The sequence below is a fragment of the Streptomyces flaveolus genome, from assembly GCF_044765825.1.
Lineage (GTDB): Bacteria > Actinomycetota > Actinomycetes > Streptomycetales > Streptomycetaceae > Streptomyces > Streptomyces flaveolus.
This window is the reverse complement of the sequence record NZ_JBIWKU010000001.1, coordinates 749,636-765,578: the sequence shown is the minus strand read 5'-3', so window position 1 is coordinate 765,578 and position 15,943 is coordinate 749,636. Positions and strand designations below refer to the sequence as shown.

The following is a 15,943-nucleotide window of genomic DNA, read 5'->3' as shown; positions in this document are numbered from 1 at the left end:
GGCCCCGCCTCACCGGTACTCCGACAGCCTGCGGCCGATGCCCAGCAGCGCGCCGGCCGCGCCCAGGACGGCGAGGGCGGCGGCCCCCTGGGGCAGGAGGCCCATCGCGTCCAGGCCGTCGCCCGCCGCCCGCTCGAACTCGTCCTTCTCGTGGCCGAGGGCGTCGGCCAGCGAGGCGTCGACGCCGTCGAAGCACTCGACGGTGGCGCCCTTGCCGCCGATCACCAGGTCCAGCGCCTGCCGGTAGTTGCCGTTCTCGTCCTGCTCACGGGCCGACGCGTGGCGCTTCTTCCACTCCGTCATGTCGGCGTTCGCCGCCGCGACCGGCTGCGTGCCCGCCTCGTCGTCGGCGAGCCGCCGCGCCTCGGCCAGGCCCTTGCCGAGCGTGGCCATGTTCTTCTCGAAGTCGAAGTCGTAGGCGTCGTACGTCTCGTCGCCGACCTTCTTCGTCTCCGCGCCGCGCGCCACCAGCGTGAGGTTCTCGTTGCCACGGGCCTTGAGGGAGGCGATGCGGGCCTCGTGCAGCGCGTTCAGGGAGCGGACGCCGTGGTCGTAGGAGTCGTTCAGGTCCGACCGCGCGACGCTGTGGCCGACGACCAGCCAGAGCAGGACGACCGTCGCGGTGGTCGTGGCGGCGACCAGGCCGTGGTTGAGGACCCGGTTGGTGCGCCGGTAGTTGCGGTACTGCGCCCAGCCCAGGGCCGCGAGCGCGAGGACGCCGAGGGCGATCGCCGCCCAGGGGTAGGGCTTGGCGTCGGCGTAGTCGCCGCTCAGCCGCTGCTTCTCCCGCGTGTAGAGGTCCTCCGCCGCCGGGAGCATCTCCTTCTGCATCTTCTCGTTGGCGTAGCGCAGATAGGCGCCGCCGACCGGGAAGCCCTGCCGGTTGTAGGTGCGGGCCCGCTCGATCAGGCCCTTGTACTCGGGCAGCAGGCGGTTCAGCCGGGTGATGGTCGTGGCGGCGGGGGAGCCGGCGTCGGAGTTGGCGGCGGCCTCCACGAGCCCCTCGGCGGCCGTGCGGACGCCCTTCTCGTACCGGTCGCGGGAGGCCTTCGTCTCCTGCCCGCCGGCCAGGAACCCGCTGGACGCCGCGGTGTTGGCGTCGGCGAGGGAACGGTAGATGTCGGCGGCGGCGGAGCTGAGCGGCTGGCTGCGGTTCAGCACGTCGTCCGCGGCGGCGGACCGCTCGTTCATCTGCCAGGCGGTGACGGCGCCGAAGGCGAGGACGAGCACGGCGAGCAGGGCGCCGATGATGCGCAGCCTGCCGGGCTCGGTGGTGGCCGCGGCGCGCAGGCGGTCCACGCCCTCGGCGAACGCGGTGCGGCGGGGCGCCGGCGGCGGGGACCCGGGCGGGACGCCGTCACCCGACCGCTGCTGCGGCAGGGGCTGCGGCGGCACGGCGGGCAGCGGGGGCGCGCCCGCGCCCGGCGGTGGCGCCGCGCTGCTCTTCGGCGGTCGAGTCACTCTGACCTCCCCCATGGTCATCCGTCGCCGCAAGTATCGCGCCCCGCACCGACATTCGCACCGGCCTTCACCCGATCTTGATCCGATCGCGGGGTTCCGCACCCCGCTCACGGCGTCGGCCGACCGGTGGAACCGCCCTCAGCCTTGCCCATGAATACGCGTTCGGAGCCGGTTCGGTTCCCGGTGGGAACCTCGGGCGCCCCCTCGGGCGCCCCCTGAGACCCGCTCAGATCCCCTCACGTGCCGAAGTGCGCCCGCACCCGCTCCTGCGCCCCGGGGGCCGCTCCCGTCCGGTCCAGGCCCAGCAGCACCGCGCCCAGCACCGGGGGCGCGGTCACCACCCGCGGCACGGCCTTGGGCGCGCGGGCCGCCAGCAACTCCCGTATCCGGTCGTCGAGACGGGGGTGGCGGGCGGCCAGGACGCTGCCGCCGAGCAGCACCGGTGTCCGTTCGCCCAGCAGGTCGAGGCGGGTCAGCGCGACGGTGGCCATCGCCACCACCTCGTCCGCCTGCCGGTCGACGACCGCCCGGGCCACGGGGTCGCCGTCGGCCGCCGTGGCGAACAGGACGGGGGCCAGCTCGTGGCGCCGTACCGGCTCGATGTGCCGCAGGTGCAGGGCCTCGATGAGGGCGTACATGGAGTCGAGCCCGAAGTGCGCCGGCAGGGCCCGGGCCAGTGCCGTGGGCTCGCCCCGCCCGTCCTCCGCGCGCGCCGCGTGCCACAGCGCCTCCTCGGCCAGGGCCCAGCCGCCGCCCCAGTCGCCGGAGATCCGGCCCAGGGCCGGGAAGCGGGCGGTGCGGCCGTCGGGGCGCATGCCGACGCAGTTGACGCCGGCGCCGCACACGACGGCCACCCCGCGCGGCTCGGTGACGCCGGCCCGCAGAATCGCGAAGGTGTCGTTGCGCACCTCGACGGTCGTGCCCCACGCGCGCGCGTGCAGCGCGGCGGACAGTTCCTCCTCCTCCACGGGCAGATCGGCGTTGGCCAGGCACGCCGAGACGTGGTCGACGCCGGTGACGCCGGCCACGGCGAACGCCCGCGTCACCGCCTCGGCGAGGGCGTCCACCGCCGGTCCGACGCCCACGGCGGGCGGACGGAAGCCGCCGCCGCGTGCCGTGGCGAGCACCTCCCCGTCCGCCGACACGACCGCCACGTCCGTCTTGCTGTTGCCCGCGTCGACGGCGAGCACGCTCGCGCTCAGGCCCACGCCAGGTGCTCCCGGTTGTGCGCGACCAGCCGGTCGGTGAGCTGCTCGGCGTAGGCATACTGGCCGACGAGGGGGTGGGCGAGCAGCGCCCGGAACACCCGCTCCCGGCCGCCGCGCAGGGCCGCGTCGAGGGCCAGGTCCTCGTACGCCGTCACGTTCGCCATCAGGCCCGCGTACAGCGGGTCCACGGCCGGGACGGCCAGCGGTGTCGCGCCCTTGCGGCCCACCGCGGCCTGCACCTCGATCACCGCGTCGTCGGGCAGGAAGGGCAGCGTGCCCCGGTTGAGGGTGTTCACCACCTGGTAAGGGGAGCCGGTGCCGCCGAGCAGGGCCGCCGCCAGGTCCACGGCCGCCTCCGAGTAGTAGGCGCCGCCGCGCTTGGCCAGCAGCGCCGGTTTCTCGTCCAGCGCGGGATCGGCGTACATCTCCAGCAGCCGCCGCTCCATCTCCGCGACCTCGGCGGCCCGGGACGGCTTGTGGCGCAGTTCCTCGACGACCTCGTCGTGCGCGTAGTAGTAGCGCAGGTAGTAGGACGGGACGACGCCGAGGCGGTCCAGGAGCGGCCGGGGCAGGCGGAGGTCGGCGGCGACGGTGTCGCCGTGCTCGGCCAGCAGCCGGGGCAGGACGTCCTCGCCCTCGGGGCCGCCGAGGCGGACGCCGGTCTCCCAGGTGAGGTGGTTGAGGCCCACGTGGTCCAGGTGGACGTCGGCGGGCGCCGTGCCGAGCAGCGCGGCGAACTTGCGCTGGAGTCCGATCGCCACGTTGCACAGGCCGACCGCCCGGTGGCCGGCCCGGAGCAGGGCGCGGGTGACGATGCCGACGGGGTTGGTGAAGTCGATGATCCAGGCGTCCGGGTTGGTCCGGCGCACCCGCTCGGCGATGTCCAGCACCACCGGCACCGTGCGCAGCGCCTTGGCCAGGCCGCCCGCGCCGGTCGTCTCCTGCCCGACGCAGCCGCACTCCAGCGGCCACGTCTCGTCCCGCTCGCGGGCCGCCTGGCCGCCGACGCGCAGCTGGAGCAGGACCGCGTCGGCGCCGTCCACGGCCGCGTCCAGGTCCGAGGTGGTCACGACGCGCCCGCCGTGGCCCTGCCGGGCGAAGATGCGGCGGGCCAGTCCGCCGACCAGTTCCAGTCGGTCCGCGGCCGGATCGACGAGGACCAGCTCCTCGACCGGCAGGGTGTCCCGCAACCGGGCGAAGCCGTCCACGAGTTCGGGCGTGTAGGTCGAACCGCCGCCGACCACGGTGAGTTTCATTCGGTCATCAACCCTTTACTCCAGTCAGCGTGATGCCCTCGACGAACGCCTTCTGGGCGAGGAAGAACACGAGGATCACGGGTGCCATGACCAGCACGGTCGCCGCCATGGTCAGGTTCCAGTCGGTGTGATGGGCGCCCTTGAAGGACTCCAGTCCGTAGGACAGGGTCCAGGCGCCCGGGTTCTCCGAGGCGTAGATCTGCGGGCCGAAGTAGTCGTTCCAGGCGTAGAAGAACTGGAACAGGGCGACGGCCGCGAGGCCCGGCTTCGCCATCGGCACGACCACCCGCAGCAGGGTGCGCAGCTCCCCGCAGCCGTCCACCCTGGCCGCGTCCAGGTACTCGTCCGGGATGGTCAGCAGGAACTGGCGCAGCAGGAAGATCGAGAACGCGTCGCCGAAGGCCATCGGGACGATCAGCGGCCACAGCGTGCCGGACAGGTCCAGCTGCTTCGCCCAGAACAGGTACATCGGGATGATGATCACCTGCGGGGGCAGCATCATCATCGAGATCACCAGCAGCAGGGACAGATGCCGTCCGCGGAAGCGGAACTTCGCCAGCGCGTACGCCACCGGCAGCGAGGAGACCACGGTGAGCAGCGTGCCGAGGCCCGCGTAGAGCAGGGTGTTGCGCCACCAGGTCAGGAAGCCGGGCGTGTCCAGGACCTCGCGGTAGTTGCCCCACTCCCAGGTGTGCGGGACCAGGTCGCGGGTGAGGGTCTGCTGGTCGCTCATCAGCGAGGTGAGGACCACGAAGACGAACGGCAGGGTGAAGAAGAGGGCGGCGGCCACGCCCAGACTGTGGACGGCGATCCACTGCAGCAGGACGCGCCGGCGGGCGGTGCGCTCCGCGGTGGGCGGCGTGCCGGCCGCCACCGGCCGGTCCAGTACCTGGGTCATCGGTCACCTGCCTGGATGAGTCCGCCCCGGCGGCGCATCAGCAGCGCCGTGAAGGCCATGGCCAGCACGAACAGCACGAGCGCGACCACGCAGGCGGAGCCGTAGTCGAAGCGCTGGAAGCCGAGGTTGTAGACGAGTTGGGGGAGGGTCAGCGTCGACTTGTCCGGGTAGCCCGGTTCGAAGGACTGGCCGGAGCCGCCGATGATCCCGGAGGCGACCTTCCCCGCGACCAGCGGCTGCGTGTAGTACTGCATCGTCTGGATCACGCCCGTGACGACGGCGAACAGCACGATCGGCGAGATGTTCGGCAGGGTGACGAACCGGAACCGCTGCCAGGCCGACGCCCCGTCCAGCTCGGCCGCCTCGTACTGCTCCTTCGGCACGTCGAGCAGGGCGGCCATGAAGATGACCATGAGGTCGCCCACGCCCCACACCGCGAGCGCGGTCAGCGCCGGCTTGGACCAGGCGGCGTCCGTGAACCAGCCGGGCGCGGGTACGCCGAGGCCCTCCAGCACGGAGTTGACCGGTCCGGTGCCGGGGTTGAGGAGGAAGACGAAGGCCAACGTCGCGGCGACGGGCGGGGCGAGGTAGGGCAGGTAGAAGAGGGTGCGGAAGACCCCGGCCCCCGTCCTGATCCTGGTGACGATCAGCCCGACGCCGAGCCCGAACACGACCCGGCAGGTCACCATGACGACGACCAGCCAGAGGGTGTTGCGCAGGGCCGGCCAGAACAGCGGGTAGTCCTGGAAGACGTACGTCCAGTTGGCGAGGCCCCGGAACTCGGGGACGCCGAAGCCGTCGTACTTCATCAGCGAGAAGTACACGGTGGAGACCAGGGGATAGGCGAAGAAGACGCCGAACCCGACGAGCCACGGTGACATGAAGGCCACCGTCCGAAGCGCCGAGGAACGGCGCTTCGCGCGGAGAGTGTGGGTGGCCATGGACCGCTACTTCGCCTGCTCGATGTCGCGGTCGATCTGTGCGGCCGTCTTCTCCAGACCGGCCTTCAGGTCCGTCACCTTGCCCGACTCGTACCGGTAGCCGAGGTCCTGGAGCGTCAGCTGGTACGTGGCGCCGTTGACGGAAGCGGGCGGGGAGTTCGACTCGGGGTGCTGGGCGATGTCGAGGAAGGTCTGGAACGCCGGGTCCGTCTTCAGGCCGGGCGACTTCAGGGCGGCGAACGTGGAGGGCACGTTGTGGATGGCGTTGGCGAAGGAGACGACGGCCTCGGTGTCGGTCGTCATGTACTTCACCAGCTCCCAGGCCGCGTTCTGCTTCTCGCTGTGCGGCGCGATGCCCATGACCGTGCCGGACAGGAATCCCTTGCCGTACTCGTCGGCCTCGTCGTCGGCGACGGGCATCGGCGCCGTGCCGATCTCGAAGTCCACCCCGGCGTCCTTCGCCATGCCGAGCCGCCACTCGCCGTCGAGCTGCATGGCCACCTGGCCGGTGTGGAAGGGGTGCTCGGCGCCCCACTCGTCGCCGAAGGTGTTGCGGTACTTCTCCAGCCTGGCGAAGCCGCCGAGGTCGTCCACGAGCTTCTTCTGGTACCTGAACATCTCGGCGAACGCCGGGTCCGTGGCGACGGTCGACTTGCCGTCCTCGCCGAAGTAGGTGTGGTCCCACTGGGACATGTAGTGGTCGACGACCGTCTCGTAGCCGTGGTAGTTCGGCATGAACCCGAGCTGTTCGTAGCCGTCGCCCTTGGGCTTGGTGAGCTTCTCGGCGACCTCGGCGAACTGGGACCAGGTCTTCGGCGGTGTCTTGATGCCGGCCGCCGCGAAGGCGTCCTTGTTGTAGTAGAGGCCGTAGGCGTCGCCGAGCAGGGGCAGGGCGCAGCGGGTGCCCTCGAACTGGGTGTACTCCAGCATCGGTTTCGGGATGAGCGCGTCGAGGTCGAGCTTCGCCTTCTCGACGAACGGCTTCAGATCCAGGAAGGCTCCCGAGGAGCAGAACTTGCCGATGTTGGAGGTGGTGAAGGAGGACACCACGTCCGGGCCGTTCGAACCGCCCGCCCGCAGGGCCTGGTTGAGCTTGTCGTCGTTGATGTTGCCGACGACCTTGACCTTGATGTTGGGGTGGGCCTTCTCGAAGCGGTCCACGTTCTCCTGCACGGCCGCGACCTCGGCGGGCGCGCTCCAGCCGTGCCAGAAGGTGATGGTCGTCTCGGCGTTCGGGTCGTCCGTGGCGCCGGTGTCGGACTGGCCCGTGCAGGCGGTGGCGAGCAGGGCGAGGGAGGCGGAGGCGGCGACCGCGAAAGCCGCGTTCCTTGATATTCCGGGCATGGCGAGGTCTCCCAGGGGCAGGGTGGGACGGGGCGGTGCTGCGGAGGTGGTGCCGGGGCGGTGCGGGCGTCAGCGCGAGGTGTCGAAGACCTCGTCGCGGGTGGTCGCGAGGGCGCTCTCCAGCGCGCCGCGCAGTACGGGGTGTGCGGTGACGGAGCCGAGGACGAGCCGTGGCCGGGAGGCGGCCAGTTCCGCCAGCTCGTCCCGCACGAGGTCGCACAGTGCCTCGCCGCCGGCGGTGAGCGAGGTGCCGCTGAGGACGACGAGCTCGGGGTCGAGGACGGAGACCAGGGAGGCCAGACCGGTCGCCAGGCGGGTCGCGTACGCCCGCAGCAGCAGGCGGTGCGGCCCGTCGCCGGCCCCGGCCGCCCGGGCGAGGAGGGCGGCGGCGGCCTCCGGATGCGGGCCGGCGGGCACCGGGGTGACGCCGAGCTCGCGGGCCAGCCGCGGCACCGCCTGCGAACCGGCCAGTTCCTGGAAGCCGCCGCTGTTGGCCCGGGTGACCTGGCGCACCAGCGGCGCGCCCGGCACCGGCAGGAAGCCGACCTCGCCGGCGCCGCCGGTCCAGCCGCGGTGCAGCCGGCCGCCGAGGACCAGGGCGGCGCCGAGCCCCTCCTGGTTCCACAGCAGCACGAAGTCCTCGTGCCCCCGGGCCGCGCCCAGGCGCTGCTCGGCCAGGGCGGCGAGGTTCACGTCGTTCTCGTACTCGACCGGCATCGGCAGGGCGGCGGCGAGTTCCGCGAGCAGGCCGGGGGAGTGCCAGCCGGGCAGATGGGCGGCGTAGCGCAGCCGGCCGGTGTTCGGGTCGAAGGCGCCCGGCGTGCCGATGACCAGGCGGCGGACGTCGTCCCGGGCGAGCCCGGCGGCCTTCACCGCGCCGTCGAGCGCGTCGGTGACCTGCTGGACGACGGGGACGCCGGGGCGCCGGTGCGGGGTGGGCAGTTCGTACCGGCCGACCGTGCGGCCGGTGACGTCGGCTACCGCGGCCAGGACGCGGGACGGGGTGACGTCGAGCCCGGCGGCGTACCCGGCGGCCGGGTTGACCTCGTACAGCTGGGCGCCGGGCCCCGGCCGGCCCTCCGTGGTGCCGCCGGCCAGCACCAGCCCCGCGGCCTCCAGGCGGGCCAGCAGCTGGGAGGCGGTCGGCTTGGACAGGCCGGTGAGCTTGCCGATCCGGGTGCGGGACAGCGGCCCGTGCTCCAGGAGGAGGTCCAGGGCGGCCCGGTCGTTCATGGCGCGCAGGACGCGGGGGGTGCCCGGCGTGCCGGCGGTACCTGCCATGCGTGTCCACACCTGCCTCTCGGCCGCTCAGCTTTTCAGGGGGACGGGGGAGACGTCCACCGAGCCCGTGGCGGGCTGCGTCCAGGGACTGTTAGGAAACTTTCCTGTTGACTGAGAAACGTAGAGCCGCCCGGAGGAGCCGTCAAGGGATCGCCCGCCTGGACCGCACACGAGTCCGCCCCCGGGGCGACGCGGTCGTCACCTCGGGGGCGGGAGCAGGAGCGGGGCCGGCTACTTGGTGGTGCTCGGCGGAGTGATCGGAGAGGCGGCCATCGACTGCGGCGACACGGTGCTCGCGTACGCCGACGGCGCCGCGACGCCCGCCGACGGGTCGGAGGTCACGGTGCCGTCCACCGGCACCGTGGCGCCGCCGACGATCGGGATGTCGGCCGCGTCGAAGGCCCGCTTGATGCGCCAGCGCAGCTCGCGCTCCACGGTGAGGGACTTGCCGGGCATGGTCTTCGCCGAGACGCGCACCACCATGGAGTCCAGCAGCACGCTGTCCAGTCCGAGCACCTCGATCGGGCCCCAGAGCATCTCGTTCCAGGGCTCCTCCTTGCTCATCCGCTCGGCGACACCGTCGAGGGTCTCCTTCACCTTGTCCAGGTCCTCGCCGGAGCGGACCGTCACGTCCACGCCGGCCGTCGACCAGCCCTGGGACAGGTTGCCGATGCGCTTGACCTCGCCGTTGCGGACGTACCAGATCTCACCGTCGGCGCCGCGCAGCTTGGTCACGCGCAGCCCGACCTCGATGACCTCGCCGGAGGCCACACCCGCGTCGATGGTGTCGCCGACGCCGTACTGGTCCTCCAGGATCATGAAGACGCCGGAGAGGAAGTCGGTGACCAGGTTGCGGGCGCCGAAGCCGATCGCGACGCCCGCGACACCGGCGGAGGCCAGCAGCGGGGCCAGGTTGATCTGGAAAGTGCCGAGGATCATCAGGGCCGCGGTGCCCAGGATGAGGAAGCTGGCCACCGAACGCAGCACCGAGCCGATGGCCTGCGACCGCTGCCGGCGGCGCTCGGCGTTCACCAGCAGCCCGCCCAGCGCGGTGCCGTCCACGGCCCCGGCGGTGCGGTTCATCCGGTCTATCAGCTTGGTGATGGCCCGCCGCACCACCGTGCGCAGCACCGTCGCGATCACCAGGATCAGCAGCACGCGCAGCCCGATGGCGAGCCATGTCGACCAGTTCTGCTCGACCCAGCTGGCGGCGTTCGTCGCGTGCTCCTGGGCGTCCTGGAGCGTGGGCACCCCCGGTGCCGTCGTGGAGGGCGACGGCGACGGTGACGGGGACGAACCGGCGGCCGACAGGACGGCGGCGGACAGGGACACGACGGATACCTCCAGGTGCGGCGGCCCGTCCCGCGGCGCGGGCGGCCGGGCGACCGCGGTCCAAGGGTCTGGTCCAAGGTCACGGGAAGGTCACCGGACGGGCAGGACAACCACACTAACGGGGCACCATGTGCGGATCGGCGTGAAGTCCGCAGGAGAGACGGTGTTCACCCGTGCTTGAACTGGTCAGGCCCCGGGGGATGCATCAGGTGTGGTCGAAAACACTCCCAGCCCGTTACCGGGACATGGTGGCGCGTCCACCAGGCATGAGGGGAGACTGACTACGGATCGTCCCGGCGCGAGCCACGCGCCGCCGGCGTACAAGGAGGCATCCGTGCCGCATGTCCTGGTTCTCAACGCGTCGTACGAGCCACTCGGCGTCGTACCGCTCCGCCGCGCGCTCGTCCTCGTCCTCGAGAACAAGGCCGTGTGCCTCGAGGAGTCCGGCGCCTTCCTGCACAGCGCGACCGTCACCGTCCCCGCACCCAGCGTGGTCCGGCTCAAGCGATTCGTGCGGGTCCCCTACCGGGGGCCCGTTCCTCTCACCAGGCGGGCGCTCTTCGCGCGCGACGGAGGCCGGTGCATGTACTGCGGTGGGGTGGCCACCAGCGTCGACCACGTCGTCCCGCGCAGCCGCGGGGGTCAGCACGCGTGGGACAACGTGGTGGCGTCCTGCCGCCGCTGCAACCACGTCAAGGCGGACCGGCACCTCGGCGAGATCGGCTGGCGCCTGCGCCACAAACCCGCCCCGCCCACCGGTCTGGCCTGGCGCATCATCGGCACGGGCCACCGCGACCCGCGCTGGCTGCCCTACCTGCAGCCGTACGGAGCGGACGACGCGCTGGCCCGGATCGACGGCATCTCGGCCTGACGGCCGGGGGCGCCGGGCGACTGGCCGACCACTCGGCGGAAGTCTTCCGTGCGCCCCCGGCCGTCAAGGCGTCGTCACGCGTACCGCAGCTCCCCCGGACTCACCGAGCGCCCCAGCAGGGGCAGGGCCGTGGTCGCCGCCAGCAGGCAGGACGCGTACACCGCCGGTGCGACCAGGAGGGCCGTCCACGGCAGCGCGGCCGTGCCGGTGAGCGTGGCGTACCAGGCGCCGACCACCATGCCCCCGGCTCCGGCCAGCAGCAGGGCGGGTGCGAGGGGGAGGGCGGTCTCCAGGAGGAGGGCACGGCTCAGAACGGTGCGCGGGACGCCGGCGGCGACCTGGGCGGCCAGTGTCCGGCGCCGGGTGGTCAGGGACTCCGCGGTACCCACGGCGAGGCCGGAGAGGGCGATCGCGAGGGCGACCAGGAGCGCGGCACCGGTCAGGTCCAGGCCGGTGGTGTAGTACGCCACGTCGGCCCCGGTCTGCTCGTCGGACCGCAGCTCGGCGAGGAACGTGTGCCGGATGCACAGGAAGGCCGTCGCGGCGACCGTGACCACCAGGAGGGCCGCGTGCGTGCGGGCCGGGGCCCACGGATCGTCGCGCAGCCGTTCCGCGGCGATCAGGGGCGCCGCGCTCCGGGCCCGGCCGGCGATCAGCCTCCCCACGCCCCGGGACGTGGCCCCCGCCAGCCACACCGCACCCGTGCCGAGCGCGAGGACGAGGCAGAAGACCGTCAGAGGCGTCTCCCAGTACGACCGGTTGCCGGAGCGGTGGCCGCCGGTTACGGCGAACGGTGCCACCCCGGCCAACAGCGTCAGTGCGGCCAGGAAGAGCAGCCCCGGCCCCCGCCCCGCGGCCGGCCGAACCCGGCGTACCCGGCCCAGCGGCGACGTCACCACCCGGCGCAGCGCCAGCGCGCCCGCCGCCGCGCCCAGCACCGGAACGCCGACGGCTACCAGCGCGATGCCTGCCCAGGTCGTCGCGTTCGGCCCGCTCCACAGGCGCAGCAGTACGACCACCGAGCCGGTGGTCGCGACGACCGAGCCCGCCAGACAGGCCAGCCCGGTCTCCAGTGCCGCGACCCGCCGCACCTGCCACGGCGTCGCCCCGGCCAGCCGCAGACCGGCGAGGCGCCGGTCCCGGTGCACCGCGCCGATCCGGGTGCACTGTCCGAGGAAGGCCAGCACGGGCACCAGCAACAGCAGCAGGCCGGCGATCACCCCGGAACGCGTGCCGGGATCGCTCAGCAGGCCGTGGAGGACGGACACGGTGTAGACGCCCTCGACGGACGCCAGGGCGACGGCGGCGAGCGCGAAGCCCGTGGCTAGTGCCGCCCCCGCCCCCGTGAGCGCGATCCGCCACCACTCCCGGCGGTCGGAGCCGCGTAGCAACTGCCGGGCCAGCCGGACATCGGAGAACAGCGGGGAACCGACCGCGCTCACGCCGTCACCTCCAGCGCCGCCACGGCACCGTCCCGCACCTGGACCTCGCGGTCCGCGTACGCCGCCACCCGTGCGTCGTGCGTGACGAGCAGCACCGCCGTGCCCGATTCCCGGGCCGTTTGCGCCAGCGCCGCCATCAGCTGCTCGCTCGCCAGGGAGTCCAGCGCCCCGGTCGGCTCGTCCGCGAACACCACCTTGGGCCCGGTGACCAGCGCGCGCGCCAGCGCCGCACGCTGGGCCTGGCCGCCGCTCATCTCGCCGGGCCGCCGCTCCGCCTGCCCGCTCGCCTCGAACCGCTCCAGCCACTCACCGGCCCGCGCCCGCGCCTCGGCCCGGTCGGTGCCCGACAGCATCAGCGGCAGCGCGACGTTGTCGAGGGCCGTCAGCTCCGGGATCAGCTGGCCGAACTGGAAGACCACGCCGAAGTCGGTGCGCCGCAGCTCGCTCAGCCGCTTCTCCGGCAGCCGGTCCAGCCGCTGCTGGCCGTACGTGACCGAGCCGGCGTCCGGTCGGACGATCCCGGCCAGGCAGTGCAGCAGTGTCGACTTCCCGCTGCCGCTGGTTCCGGTGACGGCGAGGATCTCACCGGCGCGCAGCTCGACATCCGCACCGCGCAGGGCCTGCGTCCTGCCGTGCGCCTTGACCAGTCCGGTGGCCGCGAGCAGTGGCCCCCTTGTCTCCCCGTTCGTCATGTCGCGCAGACCTCCGCGGTCAAAGTGGTGAGCCGGGCCGCCGTGGTGGTCATCCAACGGAGGTCGGCGTCGAGGTGGGTGAGGGCGTAGTCGGCCGAGAGCACAGTCGTCAGGTCGGTGCCCGGAGCGGTCTTGACCGCCGTGAGTTCACGCATCCGCCGCATGTGGGCGGCGCGCTGGGCCAGCAGATAGGCGTCCGCGTCGGCGCCGGTGAGGATCGAGACGACGAGCTTGGCGAAGATCTCGTTCGTCACGAAGGGGGCGGGCGGCGCGATCTCCGCCGCCCAGCGCGTCAGTTCCCGCGCGCCCTCGTCCGTCACGCGGTACGCCGTCCGTTCCGGTCCGCCGTCCGACGCGGTGCCGTCGACTTCTGCGAGGCCGTCCCGGACCAGGCGCTGCAGGGTCGTGTAGACCTGTCCGTAGGCCAGCGGACGGGCTTGCGGGAAGCGTTCGTCGTGCCGCCGCTTCAGGTCGTAGCCATGGCTCGGGCTTGAGGCGAGCAGCCCCAGCAGGATGTGACGGGTGCTCATGGCGATCAGTATTCACCACGTACATGTACTGAGTGAATAGTGCGGGGAGGTTCCTGCTCGAACGAGTGACGGCCGGAGTGGGCCTTTCGTCCGCATCAGGGGCGTTTCCCCGGGGGAGAATGTGACCAGGGACACGTTGGCCGCCCTGGGGCGTCTGTCTGCGCGCCTACTGGGTAGGGCTGCCGTAACCCGCCAAAAGCGTGCTCGACACAAAGGAGATCTCTGTGGCTGCACCGGCACCCCTGCTGCTCCCGGCCCCTTCCAAACCCGTGGCGGAGCCATCCACCCCCTGGGCGGAGTCCTCCGCCGCATCCGGCACCCCGCACTACTGCGTCTTCGGCGCCACCGGCAGCTGCGCCGAGACGCCCCTCACCAGCGAACCGCCGCTGCCCGACGCCGAGCCCCTCACCAGCGAGTCGCCGTTCGCCGACGCCGTACCGCTGACCAGCGAATCCTCCCCCGAGCTCACGGCCGACGTGCCGGAGCAGGGCGGCCCGTCCTTCGCCGTACCGGAACCGACGAGGTCTCAGAGGTCATAGATGACAGCTGCCCGGCCGGCCGAGCCCTCCACCGAGGACCTGCCAGAGGACCTGTCCCGGCTCGCCGCACTGCACGGCGTCGCCACCTCCTACAGCCCGTCCCCGGACCGCACCGTCGCGGCCTCGGCCACCGCCGTCACCCTCGCCCTGGCCGCCCTCGGCGTCGACACCGGCGGACCCGGAGCGGTGCGCGCCGCCCTCGCCGCCCGCGAGGACGAACTGCGCGAGCGCCTGCTGCCGCCCACCGTGGTCGCCCGCACCGGCGGCGGCACGCCGGCCGCCCTCACCGCGCTGCCCGAGGGCACCGCCCTGCGCGTCGAGACCGAGCAGGGCGAGATCCGCGCCGACGCCGGGCGGCTCCCCGCCGGGTACCACCGCCTGACCGCCACCGCGCCCGACGGCCGGACCGCCCGGGCCCACCTGATCGTCGCCCCCGACCGGCTGCCCACCCCGGCCGGACGCTCCTACGGGCTCCTGGTCCAGCTCTACTCCCTCCTGTCCCGCCGCTCCTGGGGCATGGGCGACCTCGGCGACCTCGGCGAACTGGCCGCCTGGGCCGGACGCGCCCTCGGCGCCGGATTCGTGCAGGTCAACCCGCTGCACGCGGCCGTGCCCGGCGCCCCCACCGACCCCTCGCCCTACCGGCCCTCCTCCCGGCGCTTCCCCGACCCCGTCCACCTGCGGATCGAGGCCGTGCCCGAGTTCGCGTACGTCCCCGGCCCCGACCGCGTGCGCGCCCTCCAGGAGCGGGCCGGGCGGCTGCGGGAGGCCGTACTGGAGAAGGGCGCCCTCATCGACCGGGACGCCGTGTGGGAGCTCAAGCGCGACGCGCTGGAACTGCTCCGCGAGGTCCCCCTCGGACCCGGCCGCCGCGCCGCCTACTGCGACTACCTCGCCGAACAGGGCACGGCCCTGGAGGACCACGCCACCTGGTGCGCGCTCGCCGAGGTGCACGGCTCCGACTGGCACCGGTGGCCCGAAGGGCTGCGGGACCCGCGCTCGGCCGAGACCGCCCGCGCCCGCGGCGAGCTGATGGACCGCGTCGACTTCCACTCGCGCCTCGCCTGGCTCACCGACACCCAGCTCACCGCCGCCCAGCACACCGCCCGCGAGGCCGGCATGCCGGTCGGCATCGTCCACGACCTCGCGGTGGGCGTGCACCCCCAGGGCGCCGACGCCTGGGCCCAGCAGGAGTACTTCGCCGCCGGCATGTCGGTCGGCGCACCGCCCGACGCCTTCAACGCCCGCGGCCAGGACTGGGGCCTGCCGCCGTGGCGCCCCGACCGCCTCGCCGGTTCCGGGTACGCACCCTTCCGGCGCCTGCTGCGCGGCCTGTTCCGGTACGCGGGTGCCCTGCGCATCGACCACGTCATGGGGCTGTTCCGGCTCTGGTGGGTCCCCGAGGGCCACCCGCCCACCGAGGGCACCTACGTCCGCTACGACGCCGAGGCCATGCTCGCCGTCCTCGTCCTGGAGGCCACCCGGGCCGGCGCCGTCGTCATCGGCGAGGACCTCGGCACCGTGGAACCGGGCGTGCGGGAAGCCCTGCGCGAACGCGGGGTGCTCGGCACCTCGGTGCTCTGGTTCGAACGGGACTGGGCGGGCGACGGCCGGCCGCTGGCCCCCGAACAGTGGCGCGCCGACTGCCTGGCCACCGCCACCACCCACGACCTGCCGTCCACCGCCGCCCGGCTCACCGGCGAACACGTCGAACTCCGCGACCGGCTCGGCCTGCTCACCCGCCCGCTGGAGCAGGAGCGGGCCGAGGCGGCGACGGACGCCGCGGAGTGGCTGGACCTGCTCGCCCGCCTCGGCCTGCTGCACGGCACCGGCGGCGGCACCGACTCCTCCTCCGAGGAGGCCGAGATCCAGGCCGTCCACCGCTTCCTGCTGCGCACGCCCGCCCGCATGGTCGGCCTCTGGCTCCCCGACACCGTCGGCGACCGCCGCCCGCAGAACCTCCCCGGCACCTGGGACCAGTACCCCAACTGGCGGCTGCCCGTCGCCGACGCCCAGGGCCGCCCGGTGACCCTGGAGGAACTGGCCGCCGCACCGCGCCTGCACGCCCTGATCGAGGTGATGCGGGATCGCTCCGCGCGCTGAACGGGCCGCCCGGGTCCCCGTACGGCACCCCGGGCGCGCGCCCCG

14 protein-coding genes are annotated in these 15,943 nt (G+C 73.3%); 3 read left to right on the top strand and 11 right to left on the bottom strand.

Annotation, left to right across the window (positions count from 1 at the left end; genetic code table 11):
• Positions 1-9: 9 nt before the first annotated feature.
• The 8 genes from ACIRG6_RS03415 to ACIRG6_RS03380 form a co-directional block, all read right to left on the bottom strand.
• Positions 10-1,461, bottom strand: coding sequence for a hypothetical protein (locus ACIRG6_RS03415; protein WP_364819339.1), 1,452 nt, complete (start codon positions 1,459-1,461; stop codon positions 10-12).
• Between the two features lie 236 nt (positions 1,462-1,697).
• Positions 1,698-2,669, bottom strand: a complete 972-nt coding sequence (locus ACIRG6_RS03410; protein ID WP_403320460.1) for an N-acetylglucosamine kinase — start codon at positions 2,667-2,669, stop codon at positions 1,698-1,700.
• Complete coding sequence (locus ACIRG6_RS03405) at positions 2,660-3,925, bottom strand: 6-phospho-beta-glucosidase (protein WP_364674436.1); 1,266 nt, start codon at positions 3,923-3,925, stop codon at positions 2,660-2,662. Before ACIRG6_RS03405 ends, ACIRG6_RS03410 begins: the two co-directional genes overlap by 10 nt.
• 7 nt (positions 3,926-3,932) lie before the next feature.
• Positions 3,933-4,823 (bottom strand): carbohydrate ABC transporter permease, encoded by an 891-nt coding sequence (locus ACIRG6_RS03400; protein WP_403320458.1) that lies wholly within the window; start codon positions 4,821-4,823, stop codon positions 3,933-3,935.
• On the bottom strand, positions 4,820-5,764 hold the full coding sequence (locus ACIRG6_RS03395; protein WP_364674431.1) for a carbohydrate ABC transporter permease: 945 nt from the start codon (positions 5,762-5,764) through the stop codon (positions 4,820-4,822). Before ACIRG6_RS03395 ends, ACIRG6_RS03400 begins: the two co-directional genes overlap by 4 nt.
• Before the next feature lie 6 nt (positions 5,765-5,770).
• Entirely contained in the window at positions 5,771-7,108 is a 1,338-nt protein-coding gene (locus tag ACIRG6_RS03390) for an ABC transporter substrate-binding protein (RefSeq protein WP_364674428.1), read from the bottom strand.
• Positions 7,109-7,177: 69 nt separating this feature from the next.
• Positions 7,178-8,389, bottom strand: coding sequence for an ROK family transcriptional regulator (locus ACIRG6_RS03385; protein WP_364819334.1), 1,212 nt, complete (start codon positions 8,387-8,389; stop codon positions 7,178-7,180).
• Positions 8,390-8,620: 231 nt separating this feature from the next.
• Positions 8,621-9,721 (bottom strand): mechanosensitive ion channel family protein, encoded by a 1,101-nt coding sequence (locus ACIRG6_RS03380; RefSeq protein ID WP_365023358.1) that lies wholly within the window; start codon positions 9,719-9,721, stop codon positions 8,621-8,623.
• Positions 9,722-10,055: 334 nt separating this feature from the next.
• On the opposite strand from ACIRG6_RS03380, the gene ACIRG6_RS03375 reads away from it, so the two are divergent.
• Positions 10,056-10,592 carry an HNH endonuclease gene (locus tag ACIRG6_RS03375; RefSeq protein ID WP_189230782.1) on the top strand — a complete coding sequence of 179 codons (537 nt, stop codon included), beginning with the start codon at positions 10,056-10,058 and terminating at the stop codon, positions 10,590-10,592.
• Positions 10,593-10,666: 74 nt separating this feature from the next.
• Here ACIRG6_RS03375 and ACIRG6_RS03370 read toward each other — a convergent pair whose 3' ends face one another.
• The 3 genes from ACIRG6_RS03370 to ACIRG6_RS03360 are packed head-to-tail and all read right to left on the bottom strand — an operon-like array spanning position 10,667 to position 13,256.
• A complete protein-coding gene (locus ACIRG6_RS03370; protein ID WP_403320454.1) occupies positions 10,667-12,034 on the bottom strand; it encodes an FtsX-like permease family protein in 1,368 nt (455 codons plus the stop codon).
• Complete coding sequence (locus tag ACIRG6_RS03365; RefSeq protein WP_364819333.1) at positions 12,031-12,726, bottom strand: ABC transporter ATP-binding protein; 696 nt, start codon at positions 12,724-12,726, stop codon at positions 12,031-12,033. Before ACIRG6_RS03365 ends, ACIRG6_RS03370 begins: the two co-directional genes overlap by 4 nt.
• A complete protein-coding gene (locus ACIRG6_RS03360; protein WP_318218577.1) occupies positions 12,723-13,256 on the bottom strand; it encodes a PadR family transcriptional regulator in 534 nt (177 codons plus the stop codon). The genes ACIRG6_RS03365 and ACIRG6_RS03360 overlap by 4 nt, the downstream gene beginning before the upstream one ends.
• Positions 13,257-13,480: 224 nt before the next feature.
• Here ACIRG6_RS03360 and ACIRG6_RS03355 point away from each other — a divergent pair, with 224 nt between their 5' ends.
• Both ACIRG6_RS03355 and malQ read left to right on the top strand, forming a co-directional pair.
• Positions 13,481-13,795 carry a hypothetical protein gene (locus tag ACIRG6_RS03355; protein ID WP_318218576.1) on the top strand — a complete coding sequence of 105 codons (315 nt, stop codon included), beginning with the start codon at positions 13,481-13,483 and terminating at the stop codon, positions 13,793-13,795.
• Positions 13,796-15,898 carry a 4-alpha-glucanotransferase gene (gene malQ, locus ACIRG6_RS03350; protein ID WP_403320449.1) on the top strand — a complete coding sequence of 701 codons (2,103 nt, stop codon included), beginning with the start codon at positions 13,796-13,798 and terminating at the stop codon, positions 15,896-15,898.
• Positions 15,899-15,943 lie beyond the last annotated feature (45 nt).

Bases quoted from the DNA above. Each gene is read 5' to 3' on its own strand.
- ACIRG6_RS03405 (WP_364674436.1), bottom strand. From the start codon at position 3,925: ATGAAACTCACCGTGGTCGGCGGCGGTTCGACCTACACGCCCGAACTC.
- ACIRG6_RS03400 (WP_403320458.1), bottom strand. From the start codon at position 4,823: ATGACCCAGGTACTGGACCGGCCGGTGGCGGCCGGCACGCCGCCCACC.
- ACIRG6_RS03395 (WP_364674431.1), bottom strand. From the start codon at position 5,764: ATGGCCACCCACACTCTCCGCGCGAAGCGCCGTTCCTCGGCGCTTCGG.
- ACIRG6_RS03390 (WP_364674428.1), bottom strand. From the start codon at position 7,108: ATGCCCGGAATATCAAGGAACGCGGCTTTCGCGGTCGCCGCCTCCGCC.
- ACIRG6_RS03385 (WP_364819334.1), bottom strand. From the start codon at position 8,389: ATGGCAGGTACCGCCGGCACGCCGGGCACCCCCCGCGTCCTGCGCGCC.
- ACIRG6_RS03365 (WP_364819333.1), bottom strand. From the start codon at position 12,726: ATGACGAACGGGGAGACAAGGGGGCCACTGCTCGCGGCCACCGGACTG.
- ACIRG6_RS03360 (WP_318218577.1), bottom strand. From the start codon at position 13,256: ATGAGCACCCGTCACATCCTGCTGGGGCTGCTCGCCTCAAGCCCGAGC.
- malQ (WP_403320449.1), top strand. From the start codon at position 13,796: ATGACAGCTGCCCGGCCGGCCGAGCCCTCCACCGAGGACCTGCCAGAG.